Origin of the sequence: Myceligenerans xiligouense, assembly GCF_003814695.1 — a bacterium.
GTDB classification, from domain to species: Bacteria; Actinomycetota; Actinomycetes; order Actinomycetales; family Cellulomonadaceae; genus Myceligenerans; species Myceligenerans xiligouense.
The window spans coordinates 1,788,239-1,805,690 of sequence record NZ_RKQZ01000001.1; the positions used below are offsets into that span (position 1 = coordinate 1,788,239).

Annotated in this window: 11 protein-coding genes, 1 pseudogene and 1 riboswitch; of the genes and pseudogenes, 9 read left to right on the forward strand and 3 right to left on the reverse strand. The window is 71.6% G+C overall.

The features are described 5' to 3' along the window. Positions 1-182: 182 nt before the first annotated feature. Positions 183-1,325 (forward strand): annotated as a pseudogene (locus EDD34_RS07725) (Cmx/CmrA family chloramphenicol efflux MFS transporter); the annotation flags it as partial. Between the two features lie 9 nt (positions 1,326-1,334). Here EDD34_RS07725 and EDD34_RS21145 read toward each other — a convergent pair. Then, positions 1,335-3,311 carry a thioredoxin domain-containing protein gene (locus EDD34_RS21145; RefSeq protein ID WP_246012244.1) on the reverse strand — a complete coding sequence of 659 codons (1,977 nt, stop codon included), beginning with the start codon at positions 3,309-3,311 and terminating at the stop codon, positions 1,335-1,337. Positions 3,312-3,439: 128 nt separating this feature from the next. Continuing rightward, positions 3,440-3,504, forward strand: a riboswitch (guanidine-III (ykkC-III) riboswitch). Positions 3,505-3,515: 11 nt separating this feature from the next. On the opposite strand from EDD34_RS21145, the gene EDD34_RS07735 reads away from it, so the two are divergent. Further along, on the forward strand, positions 3,516-3,830 hold the full coding sequence (locus EDD34_RS07735; protein WP_211341522.1) for a DMT family transporter: 315 nt from the start codon (positions 3,516-3,518) through the stop codon (positions 3,828-3,830). A 127-nt stretch (positions 3,831-3,957) separates the two neighbouring features. Here EDD34_RS07735 and ilvD read toward each other — a convergent pair whose 3' ends face one another. Beyond that, entirely contained in the window at positions 3,958-5,664 is a 1,707-nt protein-coding gene (gene ilvD, locus EDD34_RS07740; RefSeq protein ID WP_123814053.1) for a dihydroxy-acid dehydratase, read from the reverse strand. 267 nt (positions 5,665-5,931) lie between these two features. Between ilvD and EDD34_RS07745 the strand changes: the two genes are divergently transcribed. From EDD34_RS07745 to EDD34_RS07755, 3 genes are all read left to right on the forward strand, one after another. Further along, complete coding sequence (locus EDD34_RS07745; protein ID WP_123814055.1) at positions 5,932-7,275, forward strand: hypothetical protein; 1,344 nt, start codon at positions 5,932-5,934, stop codon at positions 7,273-7,275. Between the two features lie 229 nt (positions 7,276-7,504). Further along, positions 7,505-10,543: a glycosyl hydrolase gene (locus tag EDD34_RS07750; RefSeq protein ID WP_123814057.1), complete on the forward strand. Its 3,039-nt coding sequence runs from the start codon at positions 7,505-7,507 to the stop codon at positions 10,541-10,543. Between the two features lie 451 nt (positions 10,544-10,994). Continuing rightward, complete coding sequence (locus tag EDD34_RS07755; protein WP_211341523.1) at positions 10,995-12,659, forward strand: cellulase family glycosylhydrolase; 1,665 nt, start codon at positions 10,995-10,997, stop codon at positions 12,657-12,659. 138 nt (positions 12,660-12,797) lie between these two features. Here EDD34_RS07755 and EDD34_RS07760 read toward each other — a convergent pair whose 3' ends face one another. Continuing rightward, the gene (locus EDD34_RS07760; protein WP_123814059.1) at positions 12,798-13,685 is read right to left on the reverse strand and encodes a TetR/AcrR family transcriptional regulator; all 888 of its coding nucleotides are present in this window, start codon (positions 13,683-13,685) and stop codon (positions 12,798-12,800) included. 123 nt (positions 13,686-13,808) lie between these two features. Between EDD34_RS07760 and EDD34_RS07765 the strand changes: the two genes are divergently transcribed. The 4 genes from EDD34_RS07765 to EDD34_RS07780 all read left to right on the forward strand — a co-directional run bounded on the left by EDD34_RS07765 (position 13,809) and on the right by EDD34_RS07780 (position 17,426). Then, positions 13,809-14,774 carry an ATP-binding cassette domain-containing protein gene (locus EDD34_RS07765; protein ID WP_123814061.1) on the forward strand — a complete coding sequence of 322 codons (966 nt, stop codon included), beginning with the start codon at positions 13,809-13,811 and terminating at the stop codon, positions 14,772-14,774. Then, a complete protein-coding gene (locus tag EDD34_RS07770) occupies positions 14,771-15,538 on the forward strand; it encodes an ABC transporter permease (RefSeq protein WP_123814062.1) in 768 nt (255 codons plus the stop codon). The genes EDD34_RS07765 and EDD34_RS07770 overlap by 4 nt, the downstream gene beginning before the upstream one ends. 140 nt (positions 15,539-15,678) lie before the next feature. Next, positions 15,679-16,596 (forward strand): ABC transporter ATP-binding protein, encoded by a 918-nt coding sequence (locus tag EDD34_RS07775; RefSeq protein WP_123814063.1) that lies wholly within the window; start codon positions 15,679-15,681, stop codon positions 16,594-16,596. Then, a complete protein-coding gene (locus EDD34_RS07780) occupies positions 16,593-17,426 on the forward strand; it encodes an ABC transporter permease (RefSeq protein ID WP_123814064.1) in 834 nt (277 codons plus the stop codon). Before EDD34_RS07775 ends, EDD34_RS07780 begins: the two co-directional genes overlap by 4 nt. The last annotated feature ends 26 nt before the right edge of the window (positions 17,427-17,452 follow it).

The window sequence follows — 17,452 nt, forward strand, 5'->3', positions numbered from 1 at the left end:
GTGGGGTCACCTGAGTCAGACAGAGCAGGGCTACCGGTACGCCGGTAGCCCGTGATGCTGTCGCTCTCCTCGCCGTCGTCCCGCGCGCCCTTCGCGCGCCTCGGCTGAGTCCCGCGCATCCGAAGCACCGGTCGTGCCATCGCGCACCCGTTCCGCCACCTCACGCTTCGGAAAGCACACTCATGCCCTTCTTGCTCCATCTGCTCGCCCTGGCCGTCTTCGCCCAGGGGACGTCCGAGTTCGTCCTGGCCGGCCTGTTGCCCGCGATCGCCGCGGAGTTCGGCGTCCCGCTGGGCCAAGCGGGCTTCCTGACCTCGGCATTCGCGGTCGGCATGGCCGTCGGCGCACCCGCGATGGCTGCCGGCGGCCGAAGACTGTCGCCGCGCTGGACCATGACCGCGTTCCTCGCACTGTTCGTGATCGCCCACGTCGTCGGCGCGGTCACCGGCGACTTCGCCGTTCTGCTCGTCTCGCGGGTCGCCGCCGCCCTGGCCAACGCCGGCTTCCTCGCCGTCGCCCTGTCCACGGTCAGCCAGATCGTCCCTGCCGGACGACGCGCCCGGGCCCTGGCGGTGATCCTCGGTGGCACCACCCTCGCCCTGATCGCCGGGGTTCCCGCCGGTGCCCTGGTCGGTGACGTGCTGGGATGGCGAGCTACCCTCTGGGCGATCGCCATCATCTGCCTGCCCGCACTCGTCGCCGTTCTCGTGGCGACGCCGTCCCGGCCCGAGCCCGCGAGCGAGACGGCGCGCCCCATGACGCTGCGGGTGGAACTGGCGGTACTGCGCCGTCGTTCCCTGCGGGTCGCGATGGTGCTGGCGATCCTCGTCAACGGCGCGACCTTCTGCACGTTCACCTACCTGGCCGCCATCGCGACCGGCTCCGCCGGCATCGACGACAGCGCGGTGCCGGCGCTGCTGGCGCTCTTCGGAACCGGTGCCTTCGCCGGTGTCACGCTGGCCGGACGACTCGGCGACCGGCACTGGCGTCGGCTGATCGGGACGGCCGGACCTCTTCTGTTCGCCGGCTGGGTGGCGCTCGCCCTGGCGTCGGCCCATCCCGCCGCACTGTGGGTCCTCGCCTTCACGCAGGGGGCGCTGTCCTTCGCCGTGGGCGGCGCGCTGATCGCCCGGATCATGGTGGAGGCAGAAGGCGCCCCGACGATGTCCGGGTCCTTCTCCACCGCCGCGCTCAACATCGGCGCGGTCATCGGCCCCGTCGCCGGGGGAGCGGCGTTCGAGGCCGCCGGACCGCAAGGAATCGCTCTGACCAGTGCCGTCCTCGTCGGTCTCGCGATGGCCCTCTGGTGGGTCGCCGGGAAGGCTCGCCGCGGGTCACGTCCCGAGCATCACGGCGAGGTCCTCGGCCGTCGTCACGGGCCGGTCGCACACGAACCCGCGGCAGACGTAGGCGGCGGCCCGTCCGTCGACGAGCGGACGGTCGGCGAGCAGGGGCGCGCCCGGGGAGTCCGGCTCTCCGACGGCGATCACCAGCCCCGGCGCCGTTGACCTCCGCGCCACCCGTTCGAGTGCGGCGCGCGCGCCGTCGTCGTGCCCGACGACGGCGACCTGCAGCGGGCCGGCGGCCAGCGCTTCCGCGACGGCGAGCGTCCATCCGGCGAACCGGGGCACCTGCCGGGCCAGCCCGCCCGCTGCCGCCACCGCCGACTCGGCGGCCTCGCGGTGGCGGGACGACCCGGTCAGCGCGGCGTAGGTGCCCAGCGCCCCGGCGAGCGACGACTGCCCGGCCGGTTCGGGCCCGTCGGTGGGGTCCTTCGGCCGGCTGACGAGGCGGTCGGCGTCGTCGGCGACGTCGAAGAAGCCGCCGGTGTCGTCACCGAACCGGGCCAGGGCGACGTCGAGGAGGTCGCCGGCGGATTCGAGCCACCGGGCCTCGCCCGTGGCCTGGTGCAGCGCGAGCAGTCCTTCGGCGAGGTCGCCGTGGTCGGCGGCGACGGCGGGCGCGGACCCGACGACGCCCTGGCGCGAGGCGCGCCGCAGCCGCCCGTCGACGAGGTGGAGGCGCAGGACGAGCTCCGCGCACTCGCGCGCCGCGTCGACGTACGCGGGGGAGCCGAGCAGGAGTCCGGCCTCGGCGAGGGCGGCGATCGCCAGGCCGTTCCACGCGGTGACGACCTTGTCGTCGCGCGCGGGCTGGGGCCGCAGGGCACGCGCGGCGCGCAGCCGGTCGCGGACGCCGGGCCACCAGCCCGGGTCCGGGTCGTCGGGGAGCTGGAGGGTCGAGGCGCCGTGCTCGAACGTGCCCTCTGGCGTGACGGCCAGCACCTGCGCGGCCCGCGCGCCGTCGCCGGGCCCGAGGACCTCTACGAGCTGCTCGGGCGTCCAGACGTAGGTGAGGCCTTCGACGCCGTCCGTATCGGCGTCGAGAGCGGAGGCGAAGCCGCCCTCGGGCGTGCGCAGGTCCGACAGGAGGAAGCCGGCGGTCTCGCGGGCGACGCGCTCGGCGGGCGCCGACCCGGTCGCGCGGTACAGATGCAGGTAGACGCGCAGGAGCTGGGCGTTGTCGTACAGCATCTTCTCGAAGTGCGGCACCACCCACGCGGCGTCCACCGAGTAGCGCGCGAACCCGCCCGCGAGCTGGTCGTAGATACCGCCGCGGGCCATGGCCTCGCACGTGCGCCCGACGAGGCGCAGCGATTCGGGGTCGCCGGTGCGGGCGTGATGGCGCAGCAGGTGTTCGAGCGTCATCGACGGCGGGAACTTGGGCGCGCCGCCGAACCCGCCGCGTGCCGGGTCGGCGTCGCGCGCCACGAGCCGCGCGGCACGGTCGAGCGCGGCGTCGTCGAACGCCTCCGCGGTCGGCCGTGCGGACCTGTGCGCGACGGCTGCCGTGATCGCCGACCCCTGCTGCACGACGGCGGCGCGCTGCTCGGTCCACGCCTCGGTGACCGCGTCGAGCAGTGCGAGAAACTGCTCGCGCGGGTAGTAGGTGCCGCAGTGGAACGGCTCGCCGTCCGGGGTGAGGAAGCAGGTCATGGGCCAGCCGCCCTGCCCGGTCAGCGCGGTCGTCGCGGCCATGTAGACGGCGTCGACGTCGGGACGCTCCTCGCGGTCCACCTTCACGGCGACGAAGCGCGCGTTGACGGCCGTGGCCACACCGGCGTCCTCGAACGACTCGTGCGCCATGACGTGGCACCAGTGGCACGCCGCGTACCCGACGGACAGCAGGATCGGCACGTCGCGTCTCCGCGCCTCGGCGAACGCGTCGTCGCCCCACTCCCACCAGTCGACGGGGTTGTCGGCGTGCTGCAGGAGGTAGGGGCTCGTCGCGGTGGCGAGGCGGTTCGGCATGCCTCCAGCCTGGCACCCCGGGACCAACGGGGCGATCGGCGGCATCAGGGCCTGCTGCAACGCCGCCCTCGGCCCGTCATGTCCTTGCTCACCCGCGAGAGCCCGGCGGCGACGTGAGACCCTGTGGTCCAGGGCCCTCGGAGGGCCCCCGGACGAGGGGTGCCGTACCCGGTGGGCGACAAGACGGCATCGAAGGAGCACATCATGCCCTGGGTCGTCCTCGTCGTCTCCGGCCTCCTCGAAGGAGTGTGGGCCACCGCGCTCGGCCGTTCGGACGGTCTGACGCGCCTCGTTCCGAGCATCGTCTTCGGCGTCGCCGTCGCGGCCAGTATGGCCGGACTCGGCTACGCGATGCGTGACCTGCCCGTCGGGACCGCCTACGCCGTCTGGGTCGGCATCGGCGCCGTGACCACGGTCGGCTGGGCCATGCTGACGGGCGCGGAACCCGTCTCGGTGGTCCGCGTCCTGCTGATCGTGGGCTTGATCGGCTGCGTGATCGGCCTCAAGCTCACCGAGTGAGCGCCCGGCAGCGGCGTCGGCCGGTGCGCCTGCTCGCGGCGGTTCCTGCGGTGCGCTCCTCCACGCGGGCGCCGTGGTGGCCGGGTCCGCGGCCGGCGGACGGCGCCCGCCGCGGACCCGGCCGCTCCTAAGCGAGCACCGCGCCCTTCGAGGCCGACTGGACGAGCTTCGTGTACTTGGCGAGCACCCCGCGCGTGTAGTCGTGGGGGAGCGGAGCCCAGCCGGAGGCGCGCGCCGTCAGCTCGGCCGGGTCGACGAGCAGGTCGAGGGTCTTGGAGGCGACGTCGAGGCGGATGCGATCGCCGTCCCGCACGAACGCGATCGGACCGGCGTCCACGGCCTCGGGCGCGATGTGCCCCACGCACAGCCCGGTGGTGCCCCCGGAGAACCGGCCGTCGGTGATGAGCAGCACGTCCTTGCCGAGGCCCGCGCCCTTGATGGCGCCGGTGATCGCGAGCATCTCGCGCATGCCGGGGCCGCCCTTGGGCCCCTCGTAGCGGATGACGACCACGTCGCCGGCCTGGATCGTGCCGTCCTCCAGGGCGTCGAGCGCGCCGCGCTCGCGCTCGAAGACGCGGGCGGTGCCCTCGAAGACGTCGGAGTCGAAGCCGGCCGACTTCACGACCGCGCCCTCGGGCGCGAGTGACCCGTGCAGGATGGTGATGCCGCCGGTCGCGTGGATCGGGTCGTCCATGGCGCGGAGAATCTTGCCGTCCGGGTCGGGCGGGGCGATGTCGGCGAGGTTCTCGGCCATGGTGCGGCCCGTGACCGTGAGCGCGTCACCGTGCAGCAGGCCGGCGTCGAGCAGCGCCTTCATCACCACCGGCACGCCGCCGATGCGGTCGACGTCGTTCATCACGTACTGCCCGAAGGGCTTGAGGTCGCCCAGGTGGGGCACCCGGTCGGCGATGCGGGAGAAGTCGTCGAGGGTGAGGTCCACCTCGGCCTCGTAGGCGATGGCCAGCAGGTGCAGCACCGCGTTGGTGGACCCGCCGAACGCCATGACCACGGCGATCGCGTTCTCGAACGCCTCCTTGGTCAGGATGTCGCGCGCGGTGATGCCCTGGCGCAGCAGGTTCACCACCGCCTCGCCCGACCGGTGCGCCCACGTGTCGCGGCGGCGGTCGGCCGACGGCGGTGCCGCCGAGCCGGGCAGCGACATGCCGAGCGCCTCCGCCGCGGACGCCATCGTGTTCGCGGTGTACATGCCGCCGCACGCACCCTCGCCCGGGCAGATCGCCCGCTCGATCCGGCCGACGTCCTCGGTGCTCATGAGCCCGCGCGCGCACGCCCCGACGGCCTCGAAGGCGTCGATGATCGTGACCTGCTTCTCCGTGCCGTCGGTGAGCTTGACCCAGCCCGGCATGATCGAGCCGGCGTAGAGGAACACGCTCGACAGGTCCAGGCGCGCGGCCGCCATCAGCATGCCGGGCAGCGACTTGTCGCACCCGGCCAGCAGCACCGACCCGTCCAGCCGCTCGGCCTGCATGACCGTCTCGACCGAGTCGGCGATGACGTCGCGGGACACGAGCGAGAAGTGCATGCCCTCGTGCCCCATCGAGATGCCGTCGGAGACGGAGATGGTGCCGAACTCCAGCGGGTATCCGCCCGCGGCGTGCACGCCCTCCTTGGCGGCCTTGCCCAGCCTGTCGAGCGAGAGGTTGCAGGGCGTGATCTCGTTCCACGAGCTGGCGACGCCGATCTGGGGCTTGGCGAAGTCGTCGTCGCCCATCCCGACGGCGCGGAGCATCCCGCGGGACGCGGTGGCCTCCAGGCCATCCGTCACCTGACGGGAGCGGGGCTTGATGTCGACCGGGTTCTCGTCGCTGGTCATTGAATCCTCCTCTGGCCGCCACGACCGTATACCGCGGCGAGGCCGCGGGCGACGGGCCGCCGTCGGCGCGTCGCGGGCGTCGGCCCGCCAAGAGGCCGCCCCGGTCATCCACCGGGCCGCGACCGCTGGGCCCAGTGGAGGCGACGGGCACGTTCATCGATGGCAACGGCTCTGTGCGGTGGTGAGGGCGCACCGGATCGCCGAGCCGAGCGGGAACGGCTGACCTAGTCTGCGAAGACAGGCCTTCGTCGTCGAAAGGGGCCGGGCATGGGCGAGGAATCGTGGCACGAGGCGCGGCTGATCCCGACGTCGGGCATCAGCGGGCCCACGGAGCAGGAGCGCCGGGCGACCTCGGCGCTGCTCGCGGTCATGGCGGCGGTAAAGGAGTTCGGCCGTGTCCTGACGAAGCCCTATGGCGCACCGGCGGGGACGATCGCGACCTTCACCGAGGTCCCGTTCAAGCACGGCGACGGCAGGTTGTACCCCGACGGGCTGATCCGGGTGGAGCGCGGGAAGAAGGCTTGGACTGCGCTCGTCGAGGTGAAGACCGGCAAGAACACCCTGGACGCTCAGCAGTTGGAGAGCTACCTCGACATCGCGAGGGCGGAGGAGTTCGACGCGGTGATCTCGATCTCGAACGAGATCCCGCCCATGGCAGGGCAGCACCCGACCAAGATCGACAAGCGGCGCCTGCGCAAGGTGGCCCTCCACCACCTCTCCTGGGCGAACGTTCTCGCCGAAGCCGTCATGCAGCGCGAGTTCCGCGGTGTCGCGGACCCCGATCAGGCATGGATCCTCGGCGAACTCATCCGATACCTGGAGCACCCGCGCTCCGGGGCCATGGAGTTCGATGACATGGGCGGGCATTGGGTCGGGGTCCGTGACGCCGTCAAGTCAGGCACCCTCCGCGCGGGCGATGCCGGAGTCAAGGAACTTGCCGCACGGTTCGACGCGCTGCTGCGATTCGTGAGCCTGGAGCTCGGGCGCAATCTCGGCACCGAAGTCACCCCCGCCCTCACACGCAAGGAGCTCGCAGATCCCGTCGTTCGCACGCAGAAGCTCGTGACGTCGTTGGTCGACGACGGCATGCTGACGGGCTCGATCCGCATTCCCGACACCGTCGGCAACCTCGCGGTCACAGCGGATCTCCGCGCGGGCACGGTGACCGCGCACATCGACGTGGACGCGCCGAAGGAGGGGCGTCCGCGCACGCGGGTCAACTGGCTCGCGCGCCAGCTCAAAGCCGCACCTGGCGATCTTCGGATCGAGGCGCACGCCGCACACTCGCGGGGTGCCGGCGCGGCCGAGCTCCTGCGCGACGTGCGCGAGAACCCGGACGCCCTGGTGCCGGAGAACAAGCAGGAACTCCGCTGGTTCCGTGTTGCGATGTCGGTGCCCATGGGTGCCAAGCGGGGACGCGGCCGCGGATCGTTCATCGACTCCGTCCGCGACTGCGTCGATGTGTTCTACGCCGACGTGATGCAGAACCTCAAGGCATGGTCCGCCGCTCCGCCGAAGGTCCGCCCAGTACTCGACGACATCGAGGAAGGCGTACCCGAGCAGTTCGTGTCCACCGCCCTTTCGTCCCAGGACGATCCCGTGACGTCGTAAGACGACGTCTCGGCACCTCACGTTGCGGTGAGATGCGGTTCCTCGGGTCTTCCTGACGAGTGACGGGCGGGAATGGTTGACGACCCGGTCGTCGACCTGCCACAGTTTGAGAGCGCTCCCATAGCACGCAACGCAATGCGAGATCTCGCAGGTTCTTGAACGCCCTCGACGACGCGGGAACGACAGGAGCCGACCACCCCGACGGCGGGGCGGCTCAGAGAGGACGAAGATGTTCTATCCCTTTGACCACAAGGAATCCACGGCGAATCCCCCAGGTGCGGTGCGGCCGCCCGGCCGGGACCGGGGCGAGTCATCGCCCCCGCGCCACGGGTGGCGCCTGCGCGTCGCCGCCTTCACCGCGGCCGTGATCGCGCTCTCAACGGCCAGCACGGCACCGGCGGCGGCCGACCCCGTACCCGTGGGGGCCGGGAGCTACACGACCGATCAGGTCGGCCCGGCACCCGAGGGCTGCGCCCCGCTCGCGAACGACGCCCGCGCGTTCCTCACCGACTCGGCCCCGGAAGGCGCCGTGCCGACGAACGACTGGTGGTCCTCCCTGAGCTTCAAGAAGTTCAACTGCTCGATGAGCGAGCCGCTGCACGCGCACCCCGTGTCGTACAAGCCGTCGCCGGAGGGCCTCGGGCTCTCCTACACGCAGGAGCCCACCCTCTACGGCACGCCCGGTGGGATCGGAGAGTTCCACTACCCGTACAGCCAGGACCTCGTCGTCGGCGTCGCGGGCCTGAACGCCTCCGTGGCCGAGGTCGCGGACTGGAGCGACTGGACCGTCACCCCGTCGTGGAACGACGGAGCGCGCTCCATGACGGCGACGATCGGGCACGGGCTCCCGCTGACCTGGTTCGAGATGGCGGGCGGCGACGCGGTCCTCACCGGTGAGTCGGACCTGCGCGTGTGGCTCGACGACGGCGCCCGCATCGGCTTCAGCACGGGCGGCGCCGACTACGTCGCGTTCGCGCCGAGCGGTTCGTCCTGGACGGTCTCGGGCAGCGAGCTGCGCAGCGGCCTCTCGGGCAAGGGCTACCTCTCGGTCGCCGCGCTGCCGACGACGCCGGCGGACGACGACGCGGCACGGACCGCCCAGGCGGACGCGTTCACCCCGTACGCCTACGTCGAGGTGACCGGGACCCGAGCCGACTACGTGTACGACGAGTCGACGAGCGTCGTACGGACGACCTACTCGTTCGAGACCGAGGCGCACGAGGGCGGCAACGCGGGCACCATCGTGTCCCTCTACCCGCACCAGGAGGCCTACCTCGACCAGGTCGCCGGTGACGGGCCCGGCGGCGGTGCGGCAGCCGACCGCGAGTACGAGTCGGCGCGCGGCACGATGACGACCCTGATCGGCGCGACGTCGTTCACCACGGACACCCCGTACACCGGTGTCCTGCCGGAGGTTCCCGCGGTCACGACGTCGGAGGGCGACGCGAACGCACGGCTCGACGCCCTGCTCGACGCGGAGGCCGACGACCCGATGAGCATCGACGCGGACGACACGTACTGGACCGGCAAGGCGCTCGGCCGCGCGGTCCGGATCGTGGAGATCGCCGACCAGCTCGACCGCACGAGCATCCGCGACACGGCACTCGAACAGATCGAGACCACGCTCACCGACTGGTTCACCGCGAGCCCCGGCGAGACGGAGCACCTGTTCGCGTACAACGAGAACTGGGGCACCCTGGTCGGATTCCCCGGCGCCTACGGGTCGGACCGGGAACTGAACGACCACCACTTCCACTACGGCTACTTCATCGTCGCGGCCGCCACCCTGGCGCGGTTCGACCCGGAGTGGGCCACCGACGAGCAGTTCGGCGGCATGGTCGACGAACTGATCGCCGACGCCAACAACTACGACCGCGGCGACACGCGCTACCCGTACCTGCGGGACTTCGACATCTACGCGGGCCACGACTGGGCCGCGGGCCACGGCGCCTTCGTCAACGGCAACAACCAGGAGTCGAGCTCGGAGGGCCAGAACTTCGCCAACGGCCTCATCCAGTGGGGCGTCGCCACCGGCGACGACGACGCTCGCGACGCGGGGATCTACCTCTACGCCACGCAGACGGCGGCGATCCAGCACTACTGGTTCGACCAGGCCGGCGCCATGCCCGAGGGCTTCGGCCACTCCACGGTCGGCATGATCTGGGGCAGCGGCGGGGCGTACGCGACCTGGTTCAGCGGTGAGGCCGAGATGATCCAGGGCATCAACACGTTGCCCGTCACCGGTGGCCACCTCTACCTGGGGCTTCGCCCCGACGACGTCGTCGCCAACTACGACGAGCTGGTCGCGGTCAACAACGGCGACCCGACCGTCTGGCAGGACATCCTGTGGTCCTACCTCGCTCTCGGGGACGGCGAGCGAGCGCTCGCGGGACTCGACGGCGACCCCGGGTACCCGGTCGAGGAAGGCGAGAGCCGCGCACACACGTACCACTGGATCGCCAACCTCGCCGACCTCGGGACCGTCGACCCGACGGTGACCGCAGACTCTCCCGTGGCCGCCGTGTTCACCAAGGACGGGGCGCGCACCTACGTGGCCTCGAACATCACGCAGTCGCCCGTCACGGTCCAGTTCTCGGACGGGACCTCGCTCGCGGTGCCGGCCGGCCGGACCGTCACCTCGGGTGCCCACGACTGGAGCGGGGGCGGCGCGGGCGGCACCGAGCCCACCGACCCGCCGGAGCCCACTGATCCGCCCGAGCCGACGGACCCGCCGGAGCCGACCGACCCGCCGGAGCCGACCGACCCGCCCGAGCCGGCGTCGCCGACGTTCTACCTGACCGCGGACGGCGACCTGGCGGCGGAGCCCGGCTCCGACGACACGGCAGTCCTGGGCGCGCGTTCCGGACCCGATGCGGTCGGTGACCCGAGCACCGGCCTCACCGCCACGCTGGATCACGTCACGGGCGAGTTCGGCGGCGACGCCACGGCGTTCGACATCGGCCTGGACGCAGGACAGGACGTCGGCAACGGCACGCGACTGCGCGTCTCCTACGACCTGGAGGGAGACGGCTCCTTCGACCGGGTGGAGTCCTACGCGTACTTCGCCACGGACCCTGTTCCCGGCTTCGAGCGCTACACCTCCGCGAACACCACGATGCAGAGCTCCGAAGGGGCTCTCGGCGACCTCGCCGACGGCACGATCAAGGTGGAGGTCTGGAACGTGATCGGGAACGCGAGCACGCTCCTCGACCTCCAGGACTCGGTGGTGGAGGTGCCGTTCGAGTCGTTGACGGTCGGCGCCGAGTAGGGCGGCGGCCCGTACGGAACCCGGTCCGCACGACGCTCGGAGGCCTCCCCCCTCGCGGGGGAGGCCTCCTGCGTGACGGGCCGACGACGACGTGAATGGCACCATGTAGCCCGCGCCGGTGCGGCTCGGGCAGGTGGGCTACGCGGCCAAGGGCGTCGCGCTCGGCGTCGTCGGCGGGCTGGTCGTGGCACGAGAAGCGCTTCGACGATGAATTCTCAGGGCTGGGCCACTTCCAGGTCAGCCAAATGGTTTCACTTAGCCTGGCCAGGGGTTGCGGACCTTCAGGTAAAAGCCCTACTTTGTTGAAGCGCTTCGAGGGGAAGCCTCGTCGAAGCGGATGCCAGGCCGAGCACGACGCGGCGAGCGATCGCCGCTGATCACTCACAGCGCGTTCGACGGGGAGTCAACCGCCCCATCGGCGCCACCATGCGCGACGAAGGGCATGATGACCGTGAAGAGACCCCCTTGGAAGAAGCTCGCCGCCGTGGCGGCCGGGCTGGCCCTGTCGGTGAGCCTCGCCGCCCCCGCCGGTGCGCAGACGACACCCGAGCGCAGTCCGTCCCGCACGGCGGCCCTGACCGGCGGGACGCCCCGGGCGGCGGCCGACACCGTGAACCAGCTGGACGCATCGCAGGTCGTCGCCGACATGGGCGCGGGCTGGAACCTGGGGAACAGCCTCGAGGCCACCGTGGGCGGATACCCCAGTGAGACCGCATGGAACAACCCGACCGTGACCCAGGCGCTGATCGACAGCGTGCGGGCGGCGGGGTTCCGGACGATCCGGATCCCGGTGTCGTACCTGAACCACATCGGGCCCGGCCCGGACCACACGATCGACTCCGCCTGGCTGAACAGGGTCCAGGAGGTCGTGGACTACGCCCACAGCCGGGGCATGTACGTGGTGATCAACATGCACGGCGACGGCTACAAGACCGTCGACGGTTCCTGGCTGATCTGTGACGCGCCCGATCAGACGGCCATCAAGGCCAAGTATCAGAAGGCGTGGCAGCAGATCGCCACCACGTTCCGGGACTACGACGAGCGCCTGATCCTCGAGTCCATGAACGAGGAGTTCGACGGGCAGTACGGCGAACCCACTCAGCCGTGCTACGCGAACATCAACAGCTACAACCAGATCTTCGTCGACACCGTGCGGCAGACCGGCGGGAACAACGACTCGAGGTGGCTGCTCGTCCCCGGCTGGAACACGAACATCGACTACACCACGGGGGACTACGGCTTCGAGATCCCCACGGACAGCCACCGGTCGCCCTCCGTTCCCGGCGACGAGCAGCGGATCATGATCTCCGTGCACTACTACTCCCCGTGGGACTTCGCGGGGGAGGAGAACGGGAACATCACTCAGTGGGGGCCCGGCGCCACCGATCCGGCAAGAACGTCCACCTGGGGGCAGGAGGACTACCTCGACGAGCAGCTGCGGAAGACCTACGACGCATTCGTCACGCGCGGGTACCCGGTCGTCGTCGGCGAGTACGGTTCGATCGACAAGTCGTCGCACGACCCGGCGAACGGCCGGTACCGCGAGGACCTCGCGCACACCCTGGTGGCCACCGCCAAGGAGTACGGAGCCGCCACCATCTACTGGGACAACGGCGTCAACGGGCAGTACGGGTTCGGGCTGTTCGACCGGACCTCGTACGAGGTGACCAAGCCGGGCATCGTCGACGCCATCATGAGCGCCCTCGGGGATGACGACCCGGGCCAGCCGTCCGGTTCCGGCGAGATCGTGGGCGCGGCGTCGAACCGCTGCCTGGACATCCCGAACTCGTCGACGGCGAACGGGACGCAGGCGCGGCTGTGGGACTGCTCGCAGAGCTCCGGCCAGCTGTTCGCCCACACCTCCGCGGGGGAGCTGCGGGTCAACGGCAAGTGCCTCGACGCGGAGGGCTGGGGTTCGGCCGCCGGCACCCGGGTCGTGATCTGGGACTGCTCGGGCGGCGACAACCAGCGCTGGGACGTGAACTCCAGCGGCACCATCACCAACGTCCACAACGGACTCTGCCTGGACGCCAACGGCGCCGGTACCGCCAACGGCACCCAGATCATCCTCTGGACCTGCCACGGTGGCGTCAACCAGCGCTGGACCCTCCGGTAGACCGACCGCGGAGGCGCTGGTCACGGCAGCCTCGGCGGGGAGGCGGCACCGCGACGCGGTGCCGCCTCTTCCCGTGGTCAGAGGGTCGAGCTCGTCCTCGGCCGGAGAGGTCGAGCTCGGGCCGCCGTGCCGAGGGGCTCAGGAGTCGTCGGCGGGAAGGGCGCCGCGGCGCCGCAGGTAGGCCTCGATCCCGTCCAGGACGACGGTGATCCCGAAGGCGATGTCGTCGTCGGGCGGTGCGGTCGTGGAGTTCTGGGACCACCCGGCGAAGGACTCGAACAGGTGGGGGTAGGCCGTGGGGTCGGCGTACCGGGTCAGGACGGCCTCGAAGTCGGCGTAGGGGTTGGCCGCTTCGATCGCGGCGGGGTCGAGCTCCGACTCAGGGGTTCCGTCCGGCAGCCCGGCCTCGCGGCGTACCTGCTGGACGGCCGCGCGCCGGGACTCGACGTGCACGCGCGCCTCGCCCAGGACGTGCTGGGCGAGCAGACCGATCACGGCGAGCTTCTCGTCGGGCGGGAGGTCGACCGGGCGCAGGATCCCGAACGCCTGGTCGATCCAGCGCACCCGGTTGGGCCCGGGCGGCGCGGCGGGCAGCGGCAGCTCCAGCATCCACGGACGGGAGATCCCCAGCTCGACCTGGGCCCAGGTCCACGCCTTGAGCCCGGCTCGCCAGCCGCCCTCGGCGGGGAGCTCCGGCAGGTCGGCCGCGACGGCGTCCGACATCAGGATCAGCAGCTCCTCCTTGCCCGACACGTACCGGTACAGCGCCATCGGCGTGTACCCGACGGCCTCCGCGATCCGCGCCATCGAGACGGCCGCGAGGCCTTCGGCGTCCGCCAGCTCCAGCGCGGCCTGCACGATCCGGGCGACGGTCAGGGCCGGTCTGGGCCCGCGCCGGCGCGGGGCGGAGGCACCCCACAAGCGCTGTACGGCGGCCGGCAGATCGCGCTCCGCCTCCTCGTCCTGCGGCGGGCCGGCCGGAGCCTGCGGCCGCTCGCCCGGTCCGGGCGTGGTGTCTGTGCTCATCGGTTCCCATCCTGCCCTGGTCTCCGGCACGAGCCGATCCGGAACTCGCTTGACCTCGTTACTGTGTATGCTCCACACTAAAATGCGTAGGACATAAACAATAAGCGATCAGAGAGGGAGACCATGGCTGCGATCGTCACGGCCGAGGGCCTGTGCAAGTCCTTCGCCCGGCGCGGCTCGACGAGCCCGCCCGTGCTGGACGGACTCGACCTGGAGCTCGAGGAGGGAGCGGTCCTGGCGCTGCTCGGCCCCAACGGCGCCGGCAAGACCACCACCGTCCGCATCCTGTCCACGCTGCTGCGGCCCGACGCCGGACGCGCGACGGTGGCCGGGTTCGACGTGGTGCGGGACGCGCACCGCGTCCGCGAGATCATCAGCCTCACGGGGCAGCAGGTCGCCGTCGACGCCAGGCAGACGGGCGCCGAGAACCTCACGATGATGGGCCACCTCGCGCACCTCTCGCGCCAGGTGGTGCGGGGCCGCGTGGCGGAGCTGCTCGCGGCGTTCGACCTGGCCGACGCCGCGGGCCGGCGCGTCGACACGTACTCGGGCGGCATGCGCCGTCGCCTCGACCTGGCGGCGGGCCTCCTGACCCGGCCGCGGGTCATGTTCCTCGACGAGCCCACCACCGGCCTCGACCCGCGATCGCGACAGGCCCTGTGGGACGTCGTCCGCGGCGTCGTCGAGGAGGGCACCAGCGTCTTCCTCACCACCCAGTACCTGGAGGAGGCCGACCGGCTGGCCCAGCGCGTCGCGCTCGTCGACGGCGGCCGCGTGGCCGCCGAGGGCACGCCCGCGCAGCTCAAGCGCCAGGTGGGCGAGGCGGGCGTCGAGTTCACCTTCGCGGACCCGGCTGCCGCGGCGCGGGTCGCCCCGACGCTCACCGGTTCGGTGGACGGCGTGCGGGTGCGCGTAGCCACCGACGGCTCGGTGGCGCACGTCCGGGCCGTGCTCTCCGCGGTCGAGGCGGCGGGCGCGGTCCCCGAGCACTGGGAGGTGCGCGCGCCCACCCTCGACGACGTCTTCCTGACCCTGACCGGGCAGGTCCGCCAGGACCGCCCGGCACGACCGGCGGAGGTGGCCGCATGACCTACCTGCTCAGAGACGTCTCGACCATGACGGTGCGCGGCCTGCGCCTCGTCTCCCGCGACGTCGACGCCATGATCACCGCCGTGCTGCTGCCCGTGATCATCCTGCTCATGTTCGTGCTCGTGTTCGGCGGCGCCATCGACCTCGGGACCGGCTACATCAACTACGTCACGCCGGGCGTGATCCTGCTGGCGGCCGGGTTCGGCGCGGCGAACACCGCCATGGCCGTCGAGCGCGACATGTCGAGCGGCATGGTCGAACGGCTCCGGTCGATGCCCGTCACCGCCTGGACCGTGCTGTCCGGGCACGTCGCGGCGAGCCTGGTGAAGAACCTGGTCACGACCGCCATCGTGTTCGGGGTGTCGATCCTGATGGGCTTCCGGCCCGAGGCGTCGCCCCTGGAGTGGCTCGCCGCGGTGGGCATGATCCTGCTCTTCGTCGGCTGGATCACCTGGCTCGCCGCCTTCGTGGGGGTGCTGGTCCGGTCGCCCGACGCCGCCGGAGGCTTCTCCTTCTTCGTCATGTTCCTGCCGTACGTGTCGAGCGCGTTCGTGCCCGTCGACACCCTGCCGAGCTGGCTGCGCGGGTTCGCCGAGCACCAGCCGGTCACGCCCGTGATCGAGACGGTGCGCGGGCTCGTCGCCGGCGACGTCGCCACGACCACCGATCCGGCCGGCGCCGCCGTGCTCGCCGTCGTCTGGTGCCTGGGGCTCGGCGTGGTTTTCACGGTGGCGGCCGGCCTGGCTTTCCGGGCCCGGCGCTGACCGCTCCGACCCGTCCGACCCGGCCTTGTCGATCGTGACCGACCGGTACCGCGGTACTGCGACCCCGGTACCTGCCTCACGGCCGTATCGGATACCCCGGGCAGACGCGCGCGGGCCGGTGCGTTCCTAGCGTGGTGGGCATGATCACGGCAGAACACCTGACCAAGAGATACGGCGAGAAGCGGGCCGTGGAGGATCTGTCCTTCACGGCCCGCCCGGGAGTGGTCACCGGCTTCCTGGGGCCCAACGGGGCGGGGAAGTCCACCACCATGCGGATGCTGGTCGGCCTCGACAGCCCGACCAGTGGCCGGATCACGATCGACGGCAGGCTCTACCGCGAACTGCCCGACCCGCTGCGCCATGTCGGCGTCATGCTGGACGCCCGGGCCGTCCACCTGGGACGCAGCGCGTATCACCACCTGCTGGCCGTCGCCCGCACCCATGACATCCCCGGTGCGCGGGTGGCGGAGGTGCTCGACCTGGTGGGCCTGAGCGCGGTCGCCCACCGGCGCGCCGGGGGATTCTCGCTCGGCATGAGCCAGCGTCTCGGTGTGGCGACCGCCCTGCTCGGCGATCCTCAGGTCCTGGTGCTCGACGAGCCGGTCAACGGGCTCGACCCCGACGGCGTCCTCTGGATCCGCCGGCTGCTCGCGGGGCTGGCCCGCGAGGGGCGGACCGTGTTGCTCTCCTCGCACCTGATGAGCGAGCTCTCCCTGATCGCCGACGATCTCGTGGTGATCGGCCAGGGCCGACTGCTGGCCGCGAGCACGGCACAGGACTTCGTCGCGAGTGCCGGCGCCGGAACCGTCCGCGTGGCGTCCCCGCAGAGTGCGGCCCTCGCCGCAGCGCTGCAAGGACCCGGCATCACCGTGGCCTCGACCGGCGACGAGAACCTCGAGATCCACGGGCTCGACGCCCGCGACGTCGGCACCATTGCCGCCGGTCACGGCGTCACCCTCTTCGAACTGCGCACCCACAGGCTCACGCTGGAGGAGGCGTTCATGCAGATCACCCGTGACGCCGTCGAGTACCGCACGCAGCAGGAGGCCCCACGATGAGCGACGTCGCGACGACCCGCGCAGCGCACGCCGCCCGGAGCACCGGGCCGGCGGACCTCGACGGTGCGCGCATCAGCGCCCTCGGCCTGCTCAGGTCGGAGTGGACCAAGCTGTGGTCCGTGCGATCCCTGTGGATCACGCTCGCCGCGGCCTTCGCGCTCACCATCGGGCTGTGCGCCTACATGATCGTCGACGGCGAGATGCTCGGCAGCGAGGAGGCCCAGCACATCCCCTTCGGATGGACGGCCATCTACCCCGTGGGCATGCTCGTCCTCGTGGTGCTCGGAGTGCTCAGCATCACCGGTGAGTACAGCAGCGGCTCCATCCGCACCAGCATGGTGTCCGTGCCCCGCCGCACCGGGGTGCTGCTGGCCAAGGCCGCCGTCGTGACGGGCGTGGCCGCGGTCCTCGGCGTGATCACCTCGGTGCTGCTCTACGGCCTGCTGCAGATCGCCGGCACCGTGCCCGCGGCCCGGGGGATCTCCCTGTTCGACCCGGACATGTTCTGGGGCGCTCTGGGCGGAACGCTCGTGCTTCCGTACGGTGCTCTCCTCGGGATCATGCTCGGCAGCCTGGTCCGCAACGCGGCGGCCGCCATCTGTCTCTACTTCGGTGTGTTCCAGATGGGTCCGCAGCTGCTCCCGGCCTTCCTCCCGGAGCCGCTCGCCGGAGTGGTGGACTACATGCCCTTGGCCGCCCTCGACGTCCTGCGCGCCGGTGGCCTCGCGTCCGAGCCGTACGGCGCGGGCACGGCAGCGTTCGTCTGCCTGGCATGGATCGGCGTGCTGGGCGGCGCCGCCCTGTGGCTGCTGAGGACCCGCGACGTCTGAGACGTCGTGTGACGATGAAGCCCGTG

Bases quoted from the DNA above. Each gene is read 5' to 3' on its own strand.
- EDD34_RS07750 (WP_123814057.1), top strand. From the start codon at position 7,505: ATGTTCTATCCCTTTGACCACAAGGAATCCACGGCGAATCCCCCAGGT.
- EDD34_RS07780 (WP_123814064.1), top strand. From the start codon at position 16,593: ATGAGCGACGTCGCGACGACCCGCGCAGCGCACGCCGCCCGGAGCACC.
- ilvD (WP_123814053.1), bottom strand. From the start codon at position 5,664: ATGACCAGCGACGAGAACCCGGTCGACATCAAGCCCCGCTCCCGTCAG.
- EDD34_RS07745 (WP_123814055.1), top strand. From the start codon at position 5,932: ATGGGCGAGGAATCGTGGCACGAGGCGCGGCTGATCCCGACGTCGGGC.
- EDD34_RS07770 (WP_123814062.1), top strand. From the start codon at position 14,771: ATGACCTACCTGCTCAGAGACGTCTCGACCATGACGGTGCGCGGCCTG.
- EDD34_RS07735 (WP_211341522.1), top strand. From the start codon at position 3,516: ATGCCCTGGGTCGTCCTCGTCGTCTCCGGCCTCCTCGAAGGAGTGTGG.
- EDD34_RS07775 (WP_123814063.1), top strand. From the start codon at position 15,679: ATGATCACGGCAGAACACCTGACCAAGAGATACGGCGAGAAGCGGGCC.
- EDD34_RS07760 (WP_123814059.1), bottom strand. From the start codon at position 13,685: ATGAGCACAGACACCACGCCCGGACCGGGCGAGCGGCCGCAGGCTCCG.
- EDD34_RS07765 (WP_123814061.1), top strand. From the start codon at position 13,809: ATGGCTGCGATCGTCACGGCCGAGGGCCTGTGCAAGTCCTTCGCCCGG.
- EDD34_RS21145 (WP_246012244.1), bottom strand. From the start codon at position 3,311: ATGCCGAACCGCCTCGCCACCGCGACGAGCCCCTACCTCCTGCAGCAC.